This window comes from Paenibacillus algicola (genome assembly GCF_005577435.1).
In the GTDB taxonomy this organism is placed as follows: domain Bacteria; phylum Bacillota; class Bacilli; order Paenibacillales; family Paenibacillaceae; genus Paenibacillus_AQ; species Paenibacillus_AQ algicola.
On the sequence record NZ_CP040396.1, the window covers coordinates 3,205,761 to 3,227,151 of the forward strand.

Here is a 21,391-nt window from a genome sequence, read left to right on the forward strand (position 1 = left end):
ACTCCTTGTCAAAGTAGGCTGATACACAGTATGCGGGAGTGCTTGACTGGGTTTGGGCTCTGCCGGGTTTATTTCATGCGCTTTAGCAGGTTCAGAACCGACTGAGCGGTTTCTGCCCGATTGGCTGCCGATGCCGGATCGAAGACGGATTCTCCCCGTCCGGACATCAGGCCCAATAAGATCGCTTTGTTCACGTCCTCCCCAGCCCAAGGAGACACCTGAGTGCTGTCCATATAGTTAGAAAGGAGATTCCCCCCTGCCATTTCCTCATGAGACAGCCACTCATAGGCTCTTACCAGCAATACCGCGATTTGCTCCCGAGTAACCGGCTCAGAAGGTGCAAAGCTGCTGTCGGTTATCCCTTGCACCAGCCCTGCCTGTACTGCGGCCGCAATGTCATCTGCATACCAGGCGTTGTCCGGCACGTCTGTAAAGTCTGTATCCCCTGCAGACGTAGCCAGTCCCAAGGCTCTGACCAGCAGCGCGGTAAATTCTGCTCGCGTTGTTACTGCCCGGGGAAAGAACCGCTCCTCGGTCATGCCCTCTACAATATGCTTGGCGGACAAGATTTGCAGAGTCCTGTGAGCCCAATGCGTCATTGGCACATCCACGAAGGTTTTGTTATATTCAAGAATCGCGTAGGTTCCCGGACGATCCAGCTCGGCCGCTGCCTCACTGCGTCCCTCCATGATCTCGCCACCGACAAACACCCAGGTGCTGCTTGAATCGTTATACCTATACATACCGATCAATTCCTCATCTACCTGAGTACTCAGGTACGGCATTTCCAATTTCAGCGGTTCGCTAAAGGTATTCATATGCAGCTCCTCTCCCGCTGAGCTCCGAAGGTACATATGAACCTCCAATACTTCAGAGCCTGCCTTCAAGACGTCACTGTCTGTTCGCGGTGCTTCCTCATCAGGCTCTTGCAAAGAGACAATCATCTGTGCGTCTGTTACCGACGGATACAGTTTCTTCAGCTCTTGAAATGTAGAAAAGGGTACATGTAACGTTCCATGTTCCGATTGGACTTGAAGATGACTCCCATCCAGCCATTCATCGGCCTGATATGGCAAGACTGCTGCATCCATTCCTTGCTTGAGAGAGATGGATACGCCTCCTTGATCAGCATCCTTTTTCTGCAGCTCCGCAGAGCCAAAGCTCTGCTCCCCTTCTCTAACCGGGGGTTGCGGAGTCTGCGGACTTACAGGTGCAGGCGATGCCGGATTTTGAGTTACAGGAGCATTCGGTGACCCCGGAGGAGCCGGCTCCTCCGCTGCGGTGACCGTAATTTCAATCGTATTCGTAGTAGCAGCAGCGGTATCCTGCAGCACAGACGCAGAAATGGTAACCGTGCCCTCCTTCAATCCGGTCAATACACCGTCTTCTATTGAAGCAATCGAAGCATCACTAATCTGGTACGCAATGTCCGTTCCATCGGAGTTGCCATTAAGGCCGTTCATCAGCTGTAAGGTGACCGGCAGCTCCGTAGACTGTCCTACCGGAACAGAAGCCGATTCAGCGCTGAGCGATGCTCCGGTCATCCGCACCGGAAGCCTCATTAGCTCGGAGCCTTTTTTGTAATACACGCTGCCGTCCGGACCCAAAGCCATCACATGCACATCCGGCGTAATCAGCTTGTTGTAAGCCAGCGTCTGCGGATCAAACACCATCAGCTGTCTGCCAATGGTTGTATACAGCAGACCATCCGGAGCCCAGTACAGGAAGAACGGACGCCAGTTGCTCGCCTTCTGTCCGGTCGTTAAGATCCGGTAACGCAGGATATCCTTATTTTCCGGATCCATCACAAACAGGGCTGAAGAATTTTCCGACGCCAAGGACGTGCCCCACATGATCCCGTACAGATTGCCGTCCGGACCGATGCTGAGCTCTCCGATCATTTTAGGCTCAAAGCCAGGCACATTCGGGATAAACTCCGCTGTTTTGCTCGCTGTGGCCGCGTCCCATTCAAACATTTTTGCGGAGGTTTCACTTGGATCAATACCAAGCCCGCCCCAGATGGAAGAGCCTCCATACAGCTTCCCGTTATGATACGCAAGACCAATAATGCTCTGATTCTGAATGACATTCTGATACGTATTCCATTCATCGGTTGGCTCGTGGTATACCGTCAGTGCTCCTCCAAGCTGTCCGTAATCCGCCACGGAGCCGATAAACAGGCGGTCATCTCCGCTTGTAAAGGTCATCGTCCGGCTCTGCATTGCCGGTATATCGTGATAGAAGCCAGGGTTTACCCCCAGATTGTACGGCTGAGATAGATCATAGCGCCAGATCTTGGCCCCTCCGTAGAGTCCGAAATACACCTTGTTATTCAGGAAGCCCGTGCTGGAGATCTGATGCGGCTCCTTTTCTTGTCTTTCAAAATAGCCTTTATTCGTATCATAGATGCTCATAGCACCCTGATACCCGCCCATATAGAACTTGTTATCCGGTCCCAGCTCAAAGGAATTGATCTCAATCCCGCTCTTCGCTACATCCGGAACCTTCGTTTCCAGCGTATGGCTTACAGGGTCGAATATAGCCAGGTCCACTTCATCGGAAAGCATGGACAGCACCTTGCGTCCTGCATTCGGACCCTCAGTCAGCTCCACCCAATTCATCGCCTTCAATCGCTTGTCTGGCAGAATCACTTGAGGCGTGACCGCTGCCGCTTCATTAGTGGCCCGGTTATAGGTCCACAATTCAGACGTATGCTGATTGCGATAATACATCAGGTCGCTGTTGTGAGGAGATGGCGGGGAGATTTTGCCATCGGATGCCTCCGGATCCTCGTAAAGAAGACGTTTAACTGTAGTATAGGTAATAGTCTCTCCGCCAGCGTCATAATTGTTCTCATCTTCATTCATAATGAGCAGAGAGGTGCCATGAGTGAGGTACAGCTTTTGATCATATACCTCAATGCTGGAGATCCCTGCCCGGATTCCGGTAATCGGTGTATTGATCTCGATCCTGTCACCGGTTTGGCGGTCAATCCGGATAAGATGGCCCTCTGTCGTAATGCCGGCATAGAAATATTTGTCCGTCACACCGGAGCCGCGCACATACTCTTGTCCGGGATACAAGGTGCCGTAGTCACTATACTGTCCGGTCTGAATGTCATACTTGAATGCTTTGGAATCCGGATACGTGGAGCCGTAAATTTTACCGTCTGCGCTGGCGTCCAGATCCCAGATCCATTTGTTCGACGGATTTTCTCCCAGGCTTTCCAGCTCCTGCGTCGCTCGATTATAACGATACATAATACCGGACTGCGTCCCCGCAACATAAGGGTTTCCGTCCGACCCTACCGTAACGGCCCAGATCACGTCAGTAGACGGAATCTCCGCTGTGAATTTCACATCCCCCGTCATAGCGTCAAGTGCGTAGAACTGTGCAGGGGAGCCGCTTGCACCAAAATAAATTTCACCGTTACCGATCGCGCCGCCGTTCGTCTTTGCGACGACCGTTGCATCTCCCAAAGAAACAGGCTCGCCAAACTCGGTGGTCATCGTAAGCACGGTCACTTCCTCAAAAGTGACGTCATCATAATAAGCATCAACATCAATCGTGCTGTATCCCGAATATAGCAGAATGCGTGCTTTTACCGCTCCGGCAGGGGCCTTGCCTTCCACGGTAACCCGGTTCCAGGATTGAACAGGGGCCTCTGCGCCCTGAGACATGGAGCCGACCTCATCGTTTGATGCATCGTAATATTTGATATAGATTCGCCCAGAGCCCTCGGCAATGTACAGATTGGTAGAAGCCCCGTACGACTTGCCCGCCTCGACATCCATATAGTCACTGTAAACTAAGACCGCAGATTCACTGTTATCATCGGTAATTCTAAGGCTGTGGCTGCCACTGGCTGCCTGCACCTGACTCACCTCTACCATCGTATTTGCCTTCAATGGATTCGGGCTCGTTGTCCAGCCCGGGATGACACCGTCATTCACCGGCTGCTCGAACCCGGCATTGGGAGGTGTGGTTTCCTCCTCGCTCACCTGGTATCTATACGCCTGAACATGATCGTAATAGCCTTTGAACGTATTGTCCCGATGGGAGTACAGGAACACAATCGCGTACTGAGCCCCTTCCGGAACCGGCGGTGTATCTCCGCCTAGCTGCACCCATTGCCCCTGAACAACCTCGGCTGCCGGAATTTTAAATTTGACGTCCTGGTATTGAATTCGGTTGGCATTGGTAATGACATCGGAGTTGAAATAGCGAACCCACATATCGATACCGCCATCTGATCCCGTCGTGCTGAACTGCTCTGCATATACACTGGCTGTAACATTCAGAATCTCGCCCTCTTGAACAGCAAATGCCTTACTTTCAACACCTACATTCTGCTGATTAACGTCAAAATGAATGCTTTGATTCCCCGTGGCATACACGGAGTCACTGACCGTAACGCCAGCTGAAACCCCGCTGATCCAATATCTCCAATCCATCGGAAGCCCTTTATCGTTCGGCTCGCCCTCAAAGTCTCCATTCTCCAAGCCCACTGGAAGCAGCTGTGGACTGGAATCTCCATACACCTGCTTGTCCGGCATGTTCCATGGAACCAGAGTCAGAGTCAATGCGACCGTCAGTAAGACGGCCATGCTTCTGCGGAGTGCTCTGTGCAACGTCATCTTCCTTCATCTCCTCGCTTCGTATTTGGGTTCACCAGCTTTGAATCCGCTTACAAAGGTAGATCCTTAGACCGTGCTGACTGCCTTTAGGCACCGCCGGATCCCCAGATCCAGGTATGTACGTGAGAGCTGCAGTCCCCTCAACTGGATCATATGATGATCATAACAGCCGTTTTTTGATTGCACAACCTTGATGTAATGTATTTACAATGACCAAAATATGACCATAAATATTTGCACCAGAGCATAGACTCTTCTGGTATTTCAATTTCGGCATACAAAAAAGCTCCCGCAGCGGAGGGGGCCACTGAAAAAGTCCTGACTGAATTGAAGAAGGTACTGCACCCGAAATAATTAAGGGAGCAGTACCTTTTTTTGTTGTAAAATAAGGTTCACGCAAAAGATGGTGTATCCGCCAACGAAGGCGTGGTCGCTGCAGGAAGAGGGGGCTTCCGATCGCTGTTGTCCCCAGATTTCTTGTTCATACCGCTTGGCGGATGAAATCCGGGGACAAAGGCGAGCGCTCCGCTTCTCCAGCCTCCCTCTTCCCTCCGCTCCTTCGTCATCTACTGCAAAACCGTTAAGATAGAACGGAAGCCCTCTGTTCCAGAATCAACCTTCTTTTTCATTCAGCCCGTACACGTCCTTGTATAACCTGATCGTGCCTAAAGACAAGCTGCTCCGCCAGTTGAACAAACAGGTGGATTTTTCGTTTGTGTACGAGGAACTGCGAGCGAACTACTGTCTGGATCATGGGCGTAACATCATCGACCCTGTACGGATGTTTAAATATCTCCTGTTAAAAGCCATTTTCTCTCCGACGTGAACATGGTGTAGCGCTCACGTTACGACATGTCCTTTAAACCCGCAGATTAAGCAAGGGGGACGCAAGAAGGAAAACGAGTTTGAGTTTAACAAAGATGCGGGCATGTATGTTTGCAAGGCAGGTCACATGGCGATTCGCAAAGCGCGTCAAGGCAAAACGTACTCCGTCACCATTATATCCGGGGTGCACGCCGAACAAATGGCGTTTCAGGAAAGTGAGGCTTTCAAAGAAAAAGCCAAAGAGCGCTACAAAATTGAAGCGAAGAACAGCGAACTCAAGCACAGACACGGGTAGGATGTGGCCACATCCTTGAAACTTAATTATGGTAGTTCTTCAGTGGCCTCCTATTCAGAAGGGACTTTCTATTCTTACGGTTTTATTCCTTGTATCTGTCAGGGTAAAGCTCCCGGTTCAGTTGGTCAGTTTCTTCGTAGAACTTTGTCAACAAGGATTCGCCGTTTACCGACTTGCTCATTTGCAATTTTTCGAATTGGGCGATCAACTTACCCTTTTCCTCTAGCTGGTGCAATACTTGCTGAACTAAAGGGTCGGTGGAATCTTTTTTGTCTTCGTAATGTGCGCTGTGAATAAGGTACAAGTCTTTGTAGCCCGCAAAAACTTCATTAAATTCTTCCAGTGCAGTTTGTGGATTAAGTTCCAGTTCCAAATCGGCAGCTCTGGTTGCCAACTCTTTCAGTCTTTGCTCGTCTTCTGTGGTTGCGCCGGGTGCATCAGCAATTTTCTTCTGTGCTTCGTAGCTTTCGACCGCATATGAAACTTTCTCCTTCAATGTCGGGCTATTCGCGTCAGCATGGTTGGACTTGAGATTAGCCAATGCTAATCCGCCGACGACGATAGAACAACATACCGTGAGTACAACCCATGTTTTCTTTTTCAACTTTTCCCACTCCTTCACGTTGTATTAGGATTTGATTTTGATTGATACCATCCAATCGCCATATGCGACGTACGACTTCAATGAAATGTTTTTATTCCATGTGCCGCCGGTTATAGAATGTTGGGCAACTTTAAGATCATTGCCGGGGCCGTAACCATTGACAATTTGCGAATGGATCGTGTCACCAGTTGAGTCCACATGCTGGACAAGGTCGCCACGATAAAGTTCATTGTATATTGGCTGGAAGTTGGCAGCCAATTCGGTTGCTGTGTATTTTGTGGCTCTGTATGCCTTTTTCCCACCGACGCCATTAATAACAGCAAAATGTTCCCGGAATTGATGCGCTCCAGTCCAAGAAGAAGTTCTTGGGTTAGTCGCTGGAGGGACATTCGGACCGTAGTAATACCAGTCGATGGTATTTCTATTTTGCCCTTTTGTGCCGTTAAATGCGAGCCCCCGGCTTATCTCATTCGCCTGTGCTGTTAGGGAGCTGCACCATTATTTGCTTTTAATTCACCGGGTTTCTCAACTCCAGCAGTTGCTGAACCCGCTCCCACACGGCCTCCGCCTCCTCCATACCAGCCCAGAATAGCATCAGCTCCCGCCGAATAGCAATAATATCGCGGTGATGCAGACCCAGATCTGTCATCAGCTTGAAAGTGGGGATAATTTCACGATACATATGAAACCGGGAAGGCCGATGAAGCTCATCCACGCCCTTCCATTCTGCAGCCCGCTCCAAACTCGGAATCGAGAGTGTCTGCTTGCGGATCATGAGCTGCGCCTCCTCGGAGAGGAGAAAGTCCACCAGCAGCTTGGCTGCATGCTTGTGCCTGGATCTTGCATTAACCGCGAGCCCGGTGGTCAGCAGCAGTGTTGCGGGAGTGTCCCTTCTCGGGATCGGCGCAATGTCATAATCGACGTCAGCCGATTGCATTTTATTGAGGCTGTAATAGGTACACAGAATCATGGAGGCTTTGCCTCTTGCAAATAGCTCTTCCACATCGGCATTGCTCTCGGAGAAATGAAGCGGTGAGTAGCTCTGGTTAACAATCAGGTCCCGGCACTCCTCAATACTGGCTATGAACTTCGCCTTCTCTGCCTCTGCGTTCTCCGCACCGTTTACAAATCCGTTCTGCAGCAGCATGATCGGCCATCGGTTGCTCGACGGCATATGATAATAGAATCCGAAGCCGCCATGATCGGCAGCCAGCTTGGCAGCCGCTGCTTTCAGATCCTCCCAGGTCCAGCTGCTGTTCGGCTCTGTCAGTCCGCTTTGTGTAAAATGAGATTGATTATAAGCCAGGATGACCGGCGAGAAAATCCATGGAACGGCCAACAGCCGTTCATTATAGGTGAATAGTTTAGAGAGGAATTTATAGGTTCCCGGGAAGGAATCCAGCTCCTCCAGATACTCCGACTCGGTATCTGTGCTGAACAGCTTGAAGTCACTGTAATTCATCGTCATGACATCCAGCCAATCATTGTCCATGAACTCCTTCACTGTCGTATGATAGGGATCATACGGCAGAAGAAAGCTCTGCACCTCAACCTGGGGATATTTAGCGTGAAAAGCCTGCAGCAGAGCATCCAGCTTCGCTTCCTTGGCTATATTCTTATAGCAGCCAAGCTTGATCTTGATCTGGCGCTCCGGGACGGGGTGCAGCACCCGCGCTCCTACCTTGGGCAGCTTCATAATCAGCTCTTCCTCGCTTAGCAGCTCCAGCCCCTTGCGGACCGAATTCTTGCTCAGTCCATACTGCTCTCCAAGCTCGGCGATCGACGGCAGCATCTCTCCCGGAGCATAATTACCGCTTACGATCTGATTTCTCAGCGTGGCGATCATATGATCCAGCCGTTTATGAAATGTGCTTCGCTGTGGTTTCTTGCCTGTCATGGATTCTATTGCTCCTTTTTACTGACTTTTCCTGTCCTCGACAATATTCGTAAAGCATACCATATCCAAAATGTTCCCGTCTATTTCTTCTAAGCCAAAAGCCCCCCAGCGCATAGTCCTGGAGAGCTTGTATCCAACTCGTATCCTATATTTGAAAAAAAGACTGCATCACCTGTTACAAAGTTACCAGCTGCGGCTTGCACAAGCGGATGTAGCGGTCGCTCATCGCTTCCACATCGGCCTGGTCATGCGTAACAAACAGGCAAGTCATCTGGGCTGCTTTGACGATGTCCCGCAGCTCCCGCCGAATGGAGTGCTTCAGCTCTGCATCCAGGCTGCTGAACGGCTCATCCATAAGCACCACATTCGGCCGCGGGGCCATCGTGCGTGCCAGGGCAACCCGCTGCTGCTGTCCGCCGCTCAGCTCATGGGGATAACGATCCTCAAAGCCCTCCATCCGGATCAGCTCCAGGAGCTCGGCGACCCGCTGTGCCCGTTCTTTGCGGGATTGCTTATGCAGTCCAAAAGCGATATTGCTTCTTACATTCATATGCGGAAACAAGGCGTAGTCCTGACTGACCATGCCGACCCCGCGGTGCTCCGGCTGTACAAAGGTGTGAGCGCCATTCACCTGAACCCCGTTGATCCGGATGACGCCGGAGTCCGGCGCCTCCAGGCCGGCGATCAGGCGCAGCAGCGTGCTTTTTCCATTCCCGCTGCTGCCGACGATGCCGACGATTTCTCCCTGCTCCACCACCAGGCTTAGCTCCTGAATGACCGGCTTCATCGCTCGAGCATAGCTGAAGGTCAGCTGCTCAATCTCAACAATACTCATGCTTCCCACCTCTTATCCAGATTGTGAAGTACATATACCGAGATAAAGCTGATGCTAATAATAAGCAGTGCCGGCACCGAGGCCTCATGAATCTGCTCATTATTGGCATATTGATACGTCTTCGTAGATAACGTTTCAAAATCAAACGGACGCAGCAGCAGCGCCAGCGGCAGCTCCTTGCAGATTTCAACAAAGGTCAGTATGCAGCCGCTGAGGACAGCTCCTCGAATCAAAGGAAGCTCGATCCTCCAAAAGGTCGCCAGTCTGCTTCTGCCAAGCAATCGTGAGGCTTCCGTATAGCGCGTGCCTGTCTTCTCGAAGCCAACCTCCACGGCATTATAGCCTGTCGCCATAAATCGGACCACATACCCGAAGATAAGCATCCCGGCTGTCAGACTCAGGATCACAGGGGTTCCTGTTCCTCCCAGTGCAGCATGCAGCTTAATATAAGCCTGGTCGAGACGGAGGAAGACGCCCAGCACACCGATTGCGATAATAGCACCGGGAATAGAGTAGCCGGCAATAACCAGCCGGGACAGCAGTGCAGCCCCCCAGGTCCGTGAGCGGGTGGCATTGCCGACCACAAGCGACAATATCATGATGATGGCCGTTGCGGCAGCCGCTGTATATAAGGTTCTTCCTACATAATACATGAACTGATCATTCCACACATCCCGGAACGTCCAGCCTGCCCAGACAGAAAGCTGCACGATCGGTACAGCAAACGCTGCCGCCAGTACCGCAGCCCCGTATAGCAGAATACCCATTCCCTTGACCCGGCTCAGCTTCGCTGGCTGCAGCGGTTTAGACTTGCTGGTGCTGGAGCTGAATCGGCGGCTGCGGCGCAGCAGGCGCTCCAGCAGGAATACGCCGGCCAGAACGACCATCAGCCAGGCGGCAAGCCTCATGGCTGAATTCACATCATACATCCCGAACCAGGTTTTGAAGATGGCTGTTGTAACGGTCTGAAGTCCAAAGTACTGGGTAACCCCGTAGTCGCTAAGCACTTCAAAGACGACCAGGCTCAAACCCCCAACAATCGCCGGGCGGCTAATCGGCATGACGACACGAAAAAAAATCGACAGGCTGCCTCTTCCCAGCAGTCTTGCATTCTCAATAAAGGCCGCACTTTGCCTCTCCAGAAAGGCTCGCGTTACGAGATACACATAGGGATACAGAAATAAGGTGAATACGACGACGGCGCCGCGCATAGAGGTCAGGCTGATCCACTCCTGAGAGGGCTCAAGTCCGAAATCCCGCAGCGTAACCTGTACCACTCCGGTGTAGCTGAACATCGTACTGTACGTATAAGCCCCAATATAGGGCGGAACCGCCAGAGGCAGCACCAGCGCCCAGCGCAGAATGGATCTTCCCGGAAAATCAAACACGGTCACAAACCACGCCAGCGATACGCCCAGCAGCATCGTTGTAACCGCTGTTATTCCAGTCAGGATCAGCGTCTCCAGCATGTAATCCTTAATCAAGTATTGCTTGATGTGGGCCCAATGCTCACTCGGTGGTTCAAAGATAGATAGAAATACAAACAAAATAGGCAGCAGTATCACTGCCGCCCCCAACATGCTGATGAGCCACCAGCCGTTTAGCTTATTTATAAAATACGAACGTATCTGTCTAAAAAGCATGTATTATTTCCAACCTGTCTTATTCATGATTTCTACAGCTTCAGCGTTACGCTCACCCAGCTTGCCAAGCTCAATCACCTGAGTCTTGAAGCTGCCCCAGGATTTGAGAAGCTCCGGAACTTCAGCTTCCGGGTTCACTGGGAATTCGTAATTCTCTTTCGAAATCATACCTTGAGCTTCCTTGCCTGTCAAGAATTCAATCAGCTGAACTCCATAATCCTTGTTCTTGGCATGCTTGGTCAGGGCTGCACCGCTGACGTTGATATGAGTTCCGGTCGTCTCCTGGTTCGGGAAGAATACGCCAACCTGATTCCCAACCTTCACTTCTTCCGGATCTGCAGAGTTCAGCAGCAAGCCAATATAATACGTGTTCATAATCGCTACATCGCCAACGCCTGCTACAACGGCTTTGGCCTGATCGCGGTCATTGCCTTCCGGCGTGCGGGCCATATTCGCCACCAGACCTTGGGACCATTGCTCTGCCTGCTCCGCACCGTTCAACTCGATAAAGGAAGCCAGCAGCGATTGATTGTACAGGTTAGAGGATGGACGAACTAGCACTTTTCCCTTCCAGTCGGGACCTGCGAGATCTTCATAAGTGGACAACTGCTCCGGCTTCACCCGATCCTTGGAATAGACGATGACACGGGCACGGCTGGACAAGCCAACCCATTGATTCTCAGGGTCGCGCAGCTCTTGAGGCACCTGCTGATTCACGGTTTCAGACGTAATTGGCTGCAGGATGTCCGCCTGCTTGGCCGTGTTCAGCACACCGCCGTCAACGGTCATGAACACATCTGCCTGTGTATTTTCACCTTCGCGCTTCAATCTTTCAATTAATTCCTCCGCCTTGCCGTCAATCACCTTGACCTCAATGCCCGTTTCTTCTTTAAACTTCTCGAACAACAGCTTGTCTACATCATAGCTGCGGGAGGAGTAAACATGAACCACTTTCTCGGTTTCCGCAGCCGTGCCGGCTGCGCCTCCGGTGCTCTCCTCTGCTTCTTTCTCAGCACCGCAGCCTGCCAGCAGGCCTGCTGCCATCACAATACTTACCATAGGCGCTACAAACTTCCGAAATTTCAATCTCGACACTCCCTTTTTTATGTAAATGATTATCATTATCACTTGCTACCCGAAATGAATCATAATTCATTACGTTTAACCTGTCAAGCATTACTTATGCGGCTTCTTCTACTATTCCCGGCGGCGGCGGAATATACATATCAATAGCCCTGCGAAGAAATGGAGGAACACACAATGCCATCCACGGACCTGAAAAAGCTGGAGTATGCTATTGCCGAAATTACCGAGGTCGCCGCAAGCCTTGGCCTGGATTTCTATCCCATGCGCTATGAGATTTGTCCGTCGGACATTATTTATACGTTCGGAGCTTATGGTATGCCTACCCGCTTTTCTCATTGGAGCTTTGGAAAGACGTTTAACAAAATGAAGCTCCAGTACGACCTGGGCCTAAGTAAAATTTACGAGCTCGTTATCAATTCCAACCCCTGCTATGCGTTTCTGCTGGACAGCAACTCCCTCGTTCAGAACAAGCTCATTGTGGCGCACGTGCTGGCCCATTGCGATTTCTTCAAGAACAATGCCCGCTTCTCCAAGACCAATCGCAATATGGTCGAGAGCATGACCGCGACTGCAGAACGAATCAGTGACTACGAGAAGCAGTACGGAGCCTTGGTCGTGGAGCAGTTTATTGATGCCGTGCTCGCCATCCAGGAGCATGTCGATCCTTCCATCGTGAAGCCTTACCGGATGTCGAAGGAGGATTATGTTTCTTCCATGCAGCAGCGCACCTCTTCTAAAGGTAAGGCTGCCGCCGCTTCACCCTATGATGACCTATGGTCGCTGGAGAACTCCAAAGAGCCGGAGAAGAAAAAAGCGTCACCGATATTCCCTCCCCGGCCGGAAAAGGATCTTCTATGGTTTATTGAGGAGTATTCATCCATTCTTGAGCCGTGGCAGCGGGATATTTTGACCATGCTGCGCGATGAAATGCTCTATTTCTGGGCACAAATTGAAACCAAGATTATGAATGAAGGCTGGGCCAGCTTCTTCCACCAGCGAATCATGCGGGAGCTGGATCTGACCGCGGAGGAAACCGTGGAATATGCCAAGCTGAATGCCTCCGTCGTTCAGCCTTCCAAGCATACGTTGAATCCGTATTATCTGGGCCTGAAAATATTCGAGGATATTGAGAAGCGGTGGGATCATCCCTCCCCGGAGGAAAGGGAACGCTTCGGCCGGGTACCCGGCAGCGGCAGGGAAAAGATGTTCGAGGTCCGCGAGAATGATGCCGATATCTCCTTCATCCGTAATTATTTGACGAAGGATCTGGTTAAGGAGCTGGATTTGTATGTGTTTGAGAAAAAGGGCCCGGAGTGGAAAATTACCGATAAATCCTGGGAGAACATCCGGGATCAGCTGGTTTACGCCCGCGTTAACGGCGGCTTTCCTTACCTTGTCGTCAAGAACGGAGACTACCTCGGCCATGGCGAGCTGTACCTGCTGCATCAGTTCGAAGGACAGGAGCTGGATTTGAAGTATGTAGAGCGTACACTGCCCTATGTGTATCAGCTGTGGGGAAAGACCGTTTACCTGGAAACGGTGGTCGAGGAGAAGCCGCTGCTCATGGTATACGATGGCAAAAAGGTAAGCCGCAAATTTCTATAAATCTATACGAAACAGGGCTGATCCGCGGTCAGAATAAAGTCTGCCGCAGATCAGCCCTGCTTCTTGCGCTTCTTAAAGAATCCCGACTGCAGGCTCGGCTGCTGCCGCTGTCCGCACTTCGCTTTCATCCGGCTGACCGGTACGCTGCAGCGCCTCCAGATCATTCGCCAGCTTCTCCATCATCTTGACGAATGAGGACAGCTCCTGCGAGCTGGCCGCCTGATGGCGTGCATTCATCGCCGACTGCTCCGAGTCCTGCTCCACCTGCTCCAGCTTGGCGATAATGCTGTTCACCTTATCCTGGATCTGCTCCATCGCACCGCGCGAGTGACTGGCCAGCTTGCGCACCTCGCCGGCTACCACCTCAAAGCCTCGTCCAAATTCCCCGGCATGTGCCGCTTCAATCGCAGCATTCAAGCCCACCAGATGACTCTGATCAGCAATTTCCCGGATCAGGCTGCCCATTTCGTCAATCTGGCGGACCTCCTGGTTCAGCTCTCCCGTCAGCTCATAGGCTTTGTCCTGCGCTTCAGCGGCCCGGGCTGCATTATCTGCCATGACCGCTGCACTCTGATCCAGCTCCACAATCATCGCGCTGAGCTCCTGAACTGCCGCCGTAATGGTTTCCAGCATATGCTGCTGCTCGTCCGCCAGCTGCTGAATATGCTCCTTCTCCTTTAATTCATAAGCTTCCAGCACCAGCTGGGAATCCAGGTTAAACATTTTACTAAGTGCATGCACGACCTGCATCCAGCTTCCGGGCGCTTCCCGCTGAAGCAGCTCCGCTGCAATATCCAGATATATCATATATGAACCGAGATAATAGTCCGTCGTCAGCCCGATCCGTGAATGAATCTGACCGACAAAAATCCGGTTGTTAATATAGGCCTCATCAATCACACCTGCCGCCAGAGACATCCAGTACTGACGCTGCGTTTCCTTGAGACGCTCCAGGCTGGAGTGGCGCTCAATAATCGCCTTCAGCTCCTGCCGGCTTGCCATCTGCTGATACAGCCGGTCCACGACCTCGTTGACAATCTTCTCAAATACCTGCTTGTGATCCGTAAGAAGCTGGAGCTCCTTCTCCTTCAGACCCATGTAGCTTAATTGCTGAAGTCTCTCCGGCGAAACATTAATCATCATCCACTCATCTCCTAAGGCTGTAGTCCGGTAGTCCTTCTCTTACATTCCTTACTTCGTCCCCCGGTTCATTATAGACCAAGATACCCTGAATTTCCCAAGCCTAAAGACCTAATTGGTCGTACATATGCACCAGAACATACCAAAAACGGCCTCTTGAGAGGCCGTTAGGGAGATGGCTATGGAAATGAATTTACCGGTTCAGCAGACTGCCGACATACCGCAGCAGCTCATTGGCACAGACCGGACAGTAGCCATGCTCATCAATCAGGCGAGTACTGACCTCATTGATCCGCTTCAGCTGGACGGCATCCGGAGTTTTCGTGGATGTCGTAATTTTGACAATATCCTTCAGATCTGCGAACAGCTTCTTCTCAATCGCTTCCCGCAGACGCTCGTGATTGGAATAGTCGAATTTTTTGCCCTTGCGGGAATACGCGGAGATTCGAATCATAATTTCCTCGCGGAATGCTTTCTTGGCATTTTCAGACACGCCGATCTGTTCCTCGATGGAACGCATCAGGCGCTCATCCGGATCCATCTCCTCATCGGTCAGCGGATCGCGGATTTTAGTCCAGTTGCAGAACGCTTCAATATTATCAAGATAGTTCTCGAACAGCGTCTTGGCCGACTCCTCAAAAGAGTACACAAACGCCTTCTGCACTTCTTTTTTGGCCAATTCGTCATACTCCTTGCGGGCTGCCGAAATAAAGTTGAGGTACCTCTCCCGCTCCTCCTTGGTAATGGAAGGATGCTGGTCCAGACCGTCCTTGATCGCTCTGAGCATATCCAGCGCATTGATGCATTGAAGGTCCTGCTTGATCAGTGCGCTTGAGATCCGGTTGATGACATATCGCGGATCGACGCCTGACATCCCCTCCTCCAGGAACTCATTCTGCATTTCCTTCAAATCTGCTTCCTTGTAGCCCTCAATTTCCTCGCCGTCATACATACGCATTTTCTTGATGAGGTCCATGCCCTGCTTCTTCGTTTCCTTTAATCTTGTCAAAATGGTAAAAATCGCAGCCGACCGCAGTGCATGGGGAGCCACATGGATATGGCGCATATCACTTTGGCCGATCAGCTTCTCATATATTTTTTCCTCATCGGTGACGCGCAGATTGTACGGGATCGGCATCACGATCATTCGGGACTGCAGCGCCTCGTTCTTTTTGTTCGCAATAAAGGCCTTGTACTCGGACTCGTTCGTATGGGCAATGATGAGCTCATAGTTAGTGTACTCATAATTCTAAAATAAGATAGGGGTTGTTTAGATGGAAAAGAAATACGTGACCGTGTTTAAGCATAGAGGGTTTGATATTCAGACCCTAAAGACAGCGACCCCTTCACGTGGTGATAATTTAGGGTATACCATAAACAACGGTTTTTTCGCAGGTCGCAATTACAGACTGATCGATGATGCGATTGATGATATCGATCGAAAACTAGAAAACGAACAGAATCAGTGTTCGATATAAGAAAGCAGAAAGCCGCTCAGTCATTCTGAGCGGCTTTCCTTTTGGCTTGTTTGATTGCAATATCTGCAATCGTTTTGTAGAGATCATCCAGAGCGCTGGTTGGTTCGTCACATGGAGGAATGACAATGCCGATGAGTCCGTTTTTTCCTTGGATGTATTTTGTGACGCGCTCCTTTATATCGACCTCTTGTTCAGGTGGGTTTTGGACAGACGCCTTCATGGGATCCACTTTGCTTTGCCCCCTCCTCTGCGCATTTGATTATGTTTATTCAGGATTGACCCTCATCATGTTCGTCTTGTGGCGTGATTAATTTTTTAATATCGATGATTTTGAAGTAGTCCAGATTAAAGGCCAATCGATAAAATGCAGTCCATCTAATCTTTGCATATAAATCCTTGCTGATCGGCGGGTTAAAAACAAAGGAGTAGACTTTCATGTCGGTTATTGTTTCGTCCTTCATGTAGCGTTCTTGGATCAAGAGGCGTTCCCGAGGATACAGCTTGTTGACCGCCCGTTCCACCTTTTCGCAATAGTTTTGCCTGGCCTGTGGAACGTAGACGTTGTGTATAGCGATGTCTGCCGTTTGATCGCTTGTCACGTTGGTTGGACCGTGGAACCTCTCTGTGCTGCTTGCCGTTACGCTGGCTTCACGCTCTTCAAATGTTATAGATTTAAAGATTCTGTATTTTTCTAAAGCCGACTCGACGGCCGCCTGCGTCTTTTTCCTGTCCAGCTCTGGTAATTCAAAAGACATCTGACCCACTTTATCACCTCAATCTTTTGGGGGATCCCCGGCCGGAGCCGGGGAGTCATCATATTACTGCGGCAGCTCATCTTCGTCCGTCATCGGTGGTCCTTCCTCTGTAGCAGCCTCATCAATCGTCATCTGATTCTGGTCCACTTCTACTGTGCCGTCATGGTTGATCTTGCCGCGGACACCTTCCCTATATCCCTCCTGCTCTTCCCTGAACTCGTCCAGGCTCATCTGGGATTCGGTGATGGTCAGATCCACATCGGAGCCGGCCATCTTGTAGAACTCAAATGTCTGAGCAGCTGAAGAGTCACCCTTGACCTCAAACTCCAGGACCGTCTTCTTGGCATCCTTGGCCGACTTCTTGAATTCTGCCGTCAGCTCGACATCATCCAGCCCGGCGATCGACAGGATCACAACCTCCCGGGTCAGGCTGTTCAGCTCCGGCTTTTGCTCGTCGTCCCCCTTAACATGGAACTGGACCAGCTCCTTCTTGGAATCCTTCGTTTGCTTATTGAAATGAGCTCTCACGGTTACTGACATGGTTTATTTCCCCTCTCGATTAGTGGATAGACTAATTGCTGGACCTTGCGGCTTAATTTGAACAATGCTTATGTTATGAGGTTGATAATACCCTGGTAAGACGAAGGGCGGTGAATCGGCATTGTTGTATTGGTACTCTGGCTGGACATACTCCAATTCAAAATTGAATTCAATCTCTGTATCCGGATGTTTAGCAGCAATTTGAACCAATGCATGCGGACCATTATTATCCTGGTGATTTTTTATAAATTCGTTTAATCCTGTCCAATCAAAATGACCATAAACCCCGGTTACATTGAAGAACAATTCATGTTCCATATTCACAATTGTAGCAGTCAGATAATTCTTATTTGTCAGACTTTCTGCCACTGCCAGCTCTTTACGCTGCTTTAGGAACAGCTGCTTGAGTGCGTAGAAGTCACAGTTCAGCCTGGCGATCTCTTCTTTGGCTGCAATGGTGGGTACTGGTGGAACGCTTTTCACACGATCAATAACCCATTGTAGCCCTTGCGCTCTACCCCGTGCGTACGCATCTTCGCTGTTCCAGTGGCTGAGTTCCGCATCAATAAGCCTGATGAAAACATCCTTTTCCAGTCGGTTGTTCACTGGATTAATGGTGGGTACTGGTGGGGTGTCGATCAGCATTTCAATAAGCATGGGTTCATCCGCCCATTTGATAAAATCATACTTCCCAAGTTCCACGCCCCTACATCTAAGCTGCTCTTCCACGGATACGGGCGTTTTTGTCTCGATCCAATGGTCATACCCACCTCTCGTCTTTCCGAAAGGAGCGTAATTTGTTTCCTTGTCTCTATGAGGTTTATTTACAAACACTTTTACGCTCCCGATCTCATTACGGACTAAGTACCGGAACCCCTTTAAGTGTAAGTAACTCAATTCAATTTTTTCAGCATCCGTTAGCTTTACTTGGTTATTCATGGGTTACACCTCGCCATCATTTACTTCATGAAGCATGTTGGTTTCCATGACAATGTGGCTTCTATCCTCAATCTTTTCGATGGTTTTATCTTCGTAATCTACTGCAAAATGTGTCCCGGATAGGATCATTTGCTTGGCATAAGCAAAGATTTCAATTTGATCAACCAGTACGATAGCTCCATCTGATTCCATCTGATAAAAGAAACGTTGATCCGGTTCGAGAGTAATTTTGATTTCTTCGAATGATGGCTTTACTTGATTATTCTTCATTGAACGCCTCCCAATTCCAGAACCCCTGCTGCCCCTTCGCCGGCACAGGCTCATGAAGCGAGTGGACATTGCCCATTTCCCAGGCATACCGACCAGGAGAATAATATCCGAACTTATCCTCTTTCAGGCTGACGAGCCTGTCATCCCCGCCAGTACCGTTATACAGCAGCGGCATACGACTCAGATAATCCGTTCCAATGGACCAGCATTCTGTCACATTGGCGATCGCAATAACCGCACCGGTTGGCAGGTTGTCCGCTGTATATCCATGCCGCGCTAATGCCTCCTTGATTTCTGGCTCCTCGCATGCATTCCGATCGATCTTCTTGCCGGCATGGATCGCCAGTTCCCCTCTGTGATTCGTGCGCCATCTGCGAGTTTCGAAATGCTTCTCACCGAGGGCGATCAGTGTCGCCCATGGTTGGATGATCGTTATGGCTTTCATCTTGCATCTCTCCCTCATGCTCTTTTCGCTCCAAAGCTGAACCGGTTCCAGTCTCCGTAAAGATCAATTGTCTTTTGTTTGCCGATCTTCCCGGCTTCACTGTGAGTAGCGACTGGAACTGTGGCAGCTTCGTATAGGCCCCAGCCTTTCTTAATTCGCATTCTGACCGTGTGATACTTTAATTTGTTCTGCTCGGCTAACATAAGCACGATCCGAGGGATTTTCCTGATCGCATCCGTCCCTGCTTCGCGCATGCTGCCGAAATCTTGTAGTGGCTCGGTGGCAGCCCGTTCCTCACTCCAACCATATACATTGATCCTGCTGGTAAATGTGTAATAGGTAATGCCGTTTTTCTCAGCCACATCAGCCCAATACTTGTGGTCTGTGATTTTTCGAAGTGGAGTGTTGATGGCCTTGTCCTTTTTCCATCCAAGCAGCCGAACTCTGCGATTCAGGTTTTCCGGATCTACACCGTTCTTTTGAGCCTGATTGTATTCATCAGGTGTGATGTAAAAGTAGTGGCTCATATCGTTCATATCCCTCCTTCAAAACTTACACATCCATCTGATCGGCAATAAAGAAATTCCCCCACTCATCTCTTTCCAAGTGGTCACCATTCGCCTTCCTCACCTTCAGCTTTTGCCCGCACTTCCGGCAGCTGACCGTCGTCTGATCCTCTTTGATGTAGTCATTCGATTTATCTTTACATGAGCTGTTTTTGCACCAATACCGGAGCCTGTAATGTGGCACGCCTTCTTTGTATTTAATGCCAGTCTTGTACCACTCCGGTTTACCTTGCTCTTCCTCCTGAATGGTCCCCAGCCTCTCTCCGATCGTAGAGCTGAGTGTTCTGGCTGAATTTATAAATTCAGGCTTCATGATCTCTGGCTTTTGAAAAACGTCCCTCACCACACCGCTAAGAAAACTCTTTTCAGGTTTCACAGGCAGGTCTTCCAAGGGGAGTATCGTTTCATGCTGCTCCAGCTTCCCAGGTGCCGACCCTTTGATTTCAATTTCCGGGATTTGAATATCTTCGTGCTGCCCCATTAGGTTGAAGAACCCTCGAAGCACTTTATGCTGGCTGGCTTCGGATGCTTCGGTAATTTCAAGGCTTCCTGCAGCTTTATCAGTTCGAACATGTATTTTGATGGTCATATCAAAACCCTCCACGGTTCAATTTACTAGTTTTCGGCGCTTGAAATCGAAACCCATACGTTCCAGTTTGCCTCTAACACCCAAAGCACTTTTTCCAAGTGTCTGCCCTATCGTTTCATAGCTGTATCCCTCTTGAGCCATCTTGACCAGAGTCTCTACCTCGGCAGGCGTGTACTTGATATGGTTGTTCAGCCTCACAGGACGGTACTTAAGTTTCAAATCATGAATGCGACGCTTAACTGCTGATTCTGAACGATTAAACATGGCGGCCAGCTCAGGGTACGTAATCGAGGTTTTAAGAATTTGAGCAAGCTGCTGATCTTCACCAGGAGTCCAATCAACAGACTGGACGGTCTTTTGAGATCGAAGCTGATCTGCTTTCCGTTTGATTTTCGCCCAATCGGGTTCTGGGCCCAGGGTGTTCTGCTCCATCTTTGCTAGATTAAGAAGTTCTTTATGCTGCTCAGCCCATTTCCAGAAGTCGGCGTATGCAATAACGAGTACCCTAGCCCTCTCTGCAAAAAGCTTCTTTTTGGCCGGCATGCCGTAACGGGTGATCCAATTTTTCATGATGCAGTATTCACGATCTAATGCCTTACCAAGCTGACAAACGGTGATGCCGTCAAAGTTCATCCTAGGATCTTGCAGTCCGATTCGCTGCGCTTTGAGTTTCACGGCGTTCACGCTTTTACCCAGGCGATTGGCGATGCCTTTGATACTTGTCGCCCCCCACTGATCCTGAAGGTAAACAAGTTCCTCTTGCGTCCAATTTGGTTTACACCCCATGCTTTCCCACCCTCCTCAGTTCCTCGTATCGAGCTTCAGTTCTATGGCCATCCTGCAGATATCAAACTTGCTCCGTTTCAAAATTTGTGCAGCAGCCGAGCGGTTCTTGCGGTAACCCTTATAATTCTTGATCATCCACTCGCGCTCAGTGTCACTCATCTGCAGAGGCGGCTCTGGAGGCTCCTCCACCTTTTGTGGAGGCAAGATAATCGAGTCCTCGTCATGGGTGAGATCGTATTCGCCTTTTTGAATTCGTATCAGCACATTTCTTTTGTACAATGCTGACATCTGAGCCACGAACGTGCCGCGAGAGACATTGGCTTTTATAGCAGCCACAGTATAATCTCGGTGCATGAAATAGGCTTTCAAGATTTTGTATAATCCCTTGGAAATGTATCCCTGACCTAAAAAGTGTTCGAGACGTTCCTTAATCTCTGGCTCCAATCTGGACACTGT

The 21,391-nt window shown here is 50.1% G+C and carries 21 protein-coding genes and 3 pseudogenes; 4 read left to right on the plus strand and 20 right to left on the minus strand.

Annotated elements, in window-relative coordinates; all coding sequences use genetic code 11:
• Window positions 1-68 precede the first annotated feature (68 nt).
• Both E6C60_RS14950 and E6C60_RS21180 read right to left on the minus strand, forming a co-directional pair.
• On the minus strand, window positions 69-4,637 hold the full coding sequence (locus E6C60_RS14950; RefSeq protein WP_138226573.1) for an S-layer homology domain-containing protein: 4,569 nt from the start codon (window positions 4,635-4,637) through the stop codon (window positions 69-71).
• Between the two features lie 392 nt (window positions 4,638-5,029).
• Entirely contained in the window at window positions 5,030-5,203 is a 174-nt protein-coding gene (locus tag E6C60_RS21180; RefSeq protein WP_217496340.1) for a hypothetical protein, read from the minus strand.
• Window positions 5,204-5,238: 35 nt separating this feature from the next.
• On the opposite strand from E6C60_RS21180, the pseudogene E6C60_RS21390 reads away from it, so the two are divergent.
• Together E6C60_RS21390 and E6C60_RS21395 are read left to right on the plus strand one after the other, a co-directional pair.
• Window positions 5,239-5,471 (plus strand): annotated as a pseudogene (locus E6C60_RS21390) (IS5/IS1182 family transposase); the annotation flags it as partial.
• 25 nt (window positions 5,472-5,496) lie between these two features.
• Window positions 5,497-5,754, plus strand: a pseudogene (locus E6C60_RS21395) (IS5/IS1182 family transposase); the annotation flags it as partial.
• An 85-nt stretch (window positions 5,755-5,839) separates the two neighbouring features.
• Here the strand turns inward: E6C60_RS21395 and E6C60_RS14960 are convergent.
• From E6C60_RS14960 to E6C60_RS14985, 6 genes are all read right to left on the minus strand, one after another.
• Window positions 5,840-6,361, minus strand: a complete 522-nt coding sequence (locus E6C60_RS14960) for a hypothetical protein (protein ID WP_138226574.1) — start codon at window positions 6,359-6,361, stop codon at window positions 5,840-5,842.
• 24 nt (window positions 6,362-6,385) lie between these two features.
• Entirely contained in the window at window positions 6,386-6,826 is a 441-nt protein-coding gene (locus E6C60_RS14965) for an amidase domain-containing protein (protein ID WP_325053204.1), read from the minus strand.
• A gap of 43 nt (window positions 6,827-6,869) precedes the next feature.
• Window positions 6,870-8,258: an extracellular solute-binding protein gene (locus tag E6C60_RS14970; protein WP_138226575.1), complete on the minus strand. Its 1,389-nt coding sequence runs from the start codon at window positions 8,256-8,258 to the stop codon at window positions 6,870-6,872.
• A gap of 175 nt (window positions 8,259-8,433) precedes the next feature.
• Window positions 8,434-9,093 carry an ABC transporter ATP-binding protein gene (locus E6C60_RS14975; protein WP_138226576.1) on the minus strand — a complete coding sequence of 220 codons (660 nt, stop codon included), beginning with the start codon at window positions 9,091-9,093 and terminating at the stop codon, window positions 8,434-8,436.
• Window positions 9,090-10,673: an ABC transporter permease gene (locus tag E6C60_RS14980; protein ID WP_233281026.1), complete on the minus strand. Its 1,584-nt coding sequence runs from the start codon at window positions 10,671-10,673 to the stop codon at window positions 9,090-9,092. Before E6C60_RS14980 ends, E6C60_RS14975 begins: the two co-directional genes overlap by 4 nt.
• Window positions 10,674-10,739: 66 nt before the next feature.
• Window positions 10,740-11,822 carry a Fe(3+) ABC transporter substrate-binding protein gene (locus E6C60_RS14985; protein WP_233281027.1) on the minus strand — a complete coding sequence of 361 codons (1,083 nt, stop codon included), beginning with the start codon at window positions 11,820-11,822 and terminating at the stop codon, window positions 10,740-10,742.
• 174 nt (window positions 11,823-11,996) lie between these two features.
• On the opposite strand from E6C60_RS14985, the gene E6C60_RS14990 reads away from it, so the two are divergent.
• Window positions 11,997-13,427 carry a SpoVR family protein gene (locus tag E6C60_RS14990; protein WP_138226578.1) on the plus strand — a complete coding sequence of 477 codons (1,431 nt, stop codon included), beginning with the start codon at window positions 11,997-11,999 and terminating at the stop codon, window positions 13,425-13,427.
• 72 nt (window positions 13,428-13,499) lie between these two features.
• Here the strand turns inward: E6C60_RS14990 and E6C60_RS14995 are convergent, their stop codons facing one another.
• Entirely contained in the window at window positions 13,500-14,570 is a 1,071-nt protein-coding gene (locus E6C60_RS14995) for a globin-coupled sensor protein (protein WP_325053163.1), read from the minus strand.
• Between the two features lie 190 nt (window positions 14,571-14,760).
• A pseudogene (locus E6C60_RS15000) lies at window positions 14,761-15,795 on the minus strand (protein prkA); the annotation flags it as partial.
• 46 nt (window positions 15,796-15,841) lie between these two features.
• Between E6C60_RS15000 and E6C60_RS15005 the strand changes: the two are divergent.
• Entirely contained in the window at window positions 15,842-16,045 is a 204-nt protein-coding gene (locus E6C60_RS15005) for a hypothetical protein (RefSeq protein WP_138226579.1), read from the plus strand.
• A 16-nt stretch (window positions 16,046-16,061) separates the two neighbouring features.
• On the opposite strand, the gene E6C60_RS15010 is transcribed toward E6C60_RS15005, so the two are convergent.
• The 10 genes from E6C60_RS15010 to E6C60_RS15055 form a co-directional block, all read right to left on the minus strand.
• On the minus strand, window positions 16,062-16,274 hold the full coding sequence (locus tag E6C60_RS15010; RefSeq protein WP_138226580.1) for a hypothetical protein: 213 nt from the start codon (window positions 16,272-16,274) through the stop codon (window positions 16,062-16,064).
• A gap of 40 nt (window positions 16,275-16,314) precedes the next feature.
• Window positions 16,315-16,800: an ArpU family phage packaging/lysis transcriptional regulator gene (locus tag E6C60_RS15015; protein ID WP_138226581.1), complete on the minus strand. Its 486-nt coding sequence runs from the start codon at window positions 16,798-16,800 to the stop codon at window positions 16,315-16,317.
• Between the two features lie 63 nt (window positions 16,801-16,863).
• Entirely contained in the window at window positions 16,864-17,340 is a 477-nt protein-coding gene (locus E6C60_RS15020; protein WP_138226582.1) for a hypothetical protein, read from the minus strand.
• A gap of 3 nt (window positions 17,341-17,343) precedes the next feature.
• On the minus strand, window positions 17,344-18,279 hold the full coding sequence (locus tag E6C60_RS21400; RefSeq protein WP_233281028.1) for a hypothetical protein: 936 nt from the start codon (window positions 18,277-18,279) through the stop codon (window positions 17,344-17,346).
• A 3-nt stretch (window positions 18,280-18,282) separates the two neighbouring features.
• Window positions 18,283-18,549: a hypothetical protein gene (locus tag E6C60_RS15030; protein WP_138226583.1), complete on the minus strand. Its 267-nt coding sequence runs from the start codon at window positions 18,547-18,549 to the stop codon at window positions 18,283-18,285.
• Window positions 18,539-18,994, minus strand: a complete 456-nt coding sequence (locus E6C60_RS15035; RefSeq protein WP_138226584.1) for an ASCH domain-containing protein — start codon at window positions 18,992-18,994, stop codon at window positions 18,539-18,541. The genes E6C60_RS15030 and E6C60_RS15035 overlap by 11 nt, the downstream gene beginning before the upstream one ends.
• 14 nt (window positions 18,995-19,008) lie before the next feature.
• On the minus strand, window positions 19,009-19,530 hold the full coding sequence (locus E6C60_RS15040) for a hypothetical protein (protein ID WP_138226585.1): 522 nt from the start codon (window positions 19,528-19,530) through the stop codon (window positions 19,009-19,011).
• Window positions 19,531-19,546: 16 nt separating this feature from the next.
• Window positions 19,547-20,164, minus strand: a complete 618-nt coding sequence (locus tag E6C60_RS15045; protein WP_138226586.1) for a hypothetical protein — start codon at window positions 20,162-20,164, stop codon at window positions 19,547-19,549.
• Window positions 20,165-20,167: 3 nt separating this feature from the next.
• Window positions 20,168-20,935 (minus strand): hypothetical protein, encoded by a 768-nt coding sequence (locus E6C60_RS15050; RefSeq protein ID WP_138226587.1) that lies wholly within the window; start codon window positions 20,933-20,935, stop codon window positions 20,168-20,170.
• Window positions 20,936-20,950: 15 nt separating this feature from the next.
• A complete protein-coding gene (locus tag E6C60_RS15055) occupies window positions 20,951-21,388 on the minus strand; it encodes a hypothetical protein (RefSeq protein ID WP_138226588.1) in 438 nt (145 codons plus the stop codon).
• Window positions 21,389-21,391 lie beyond the last annotated feature (3 nt).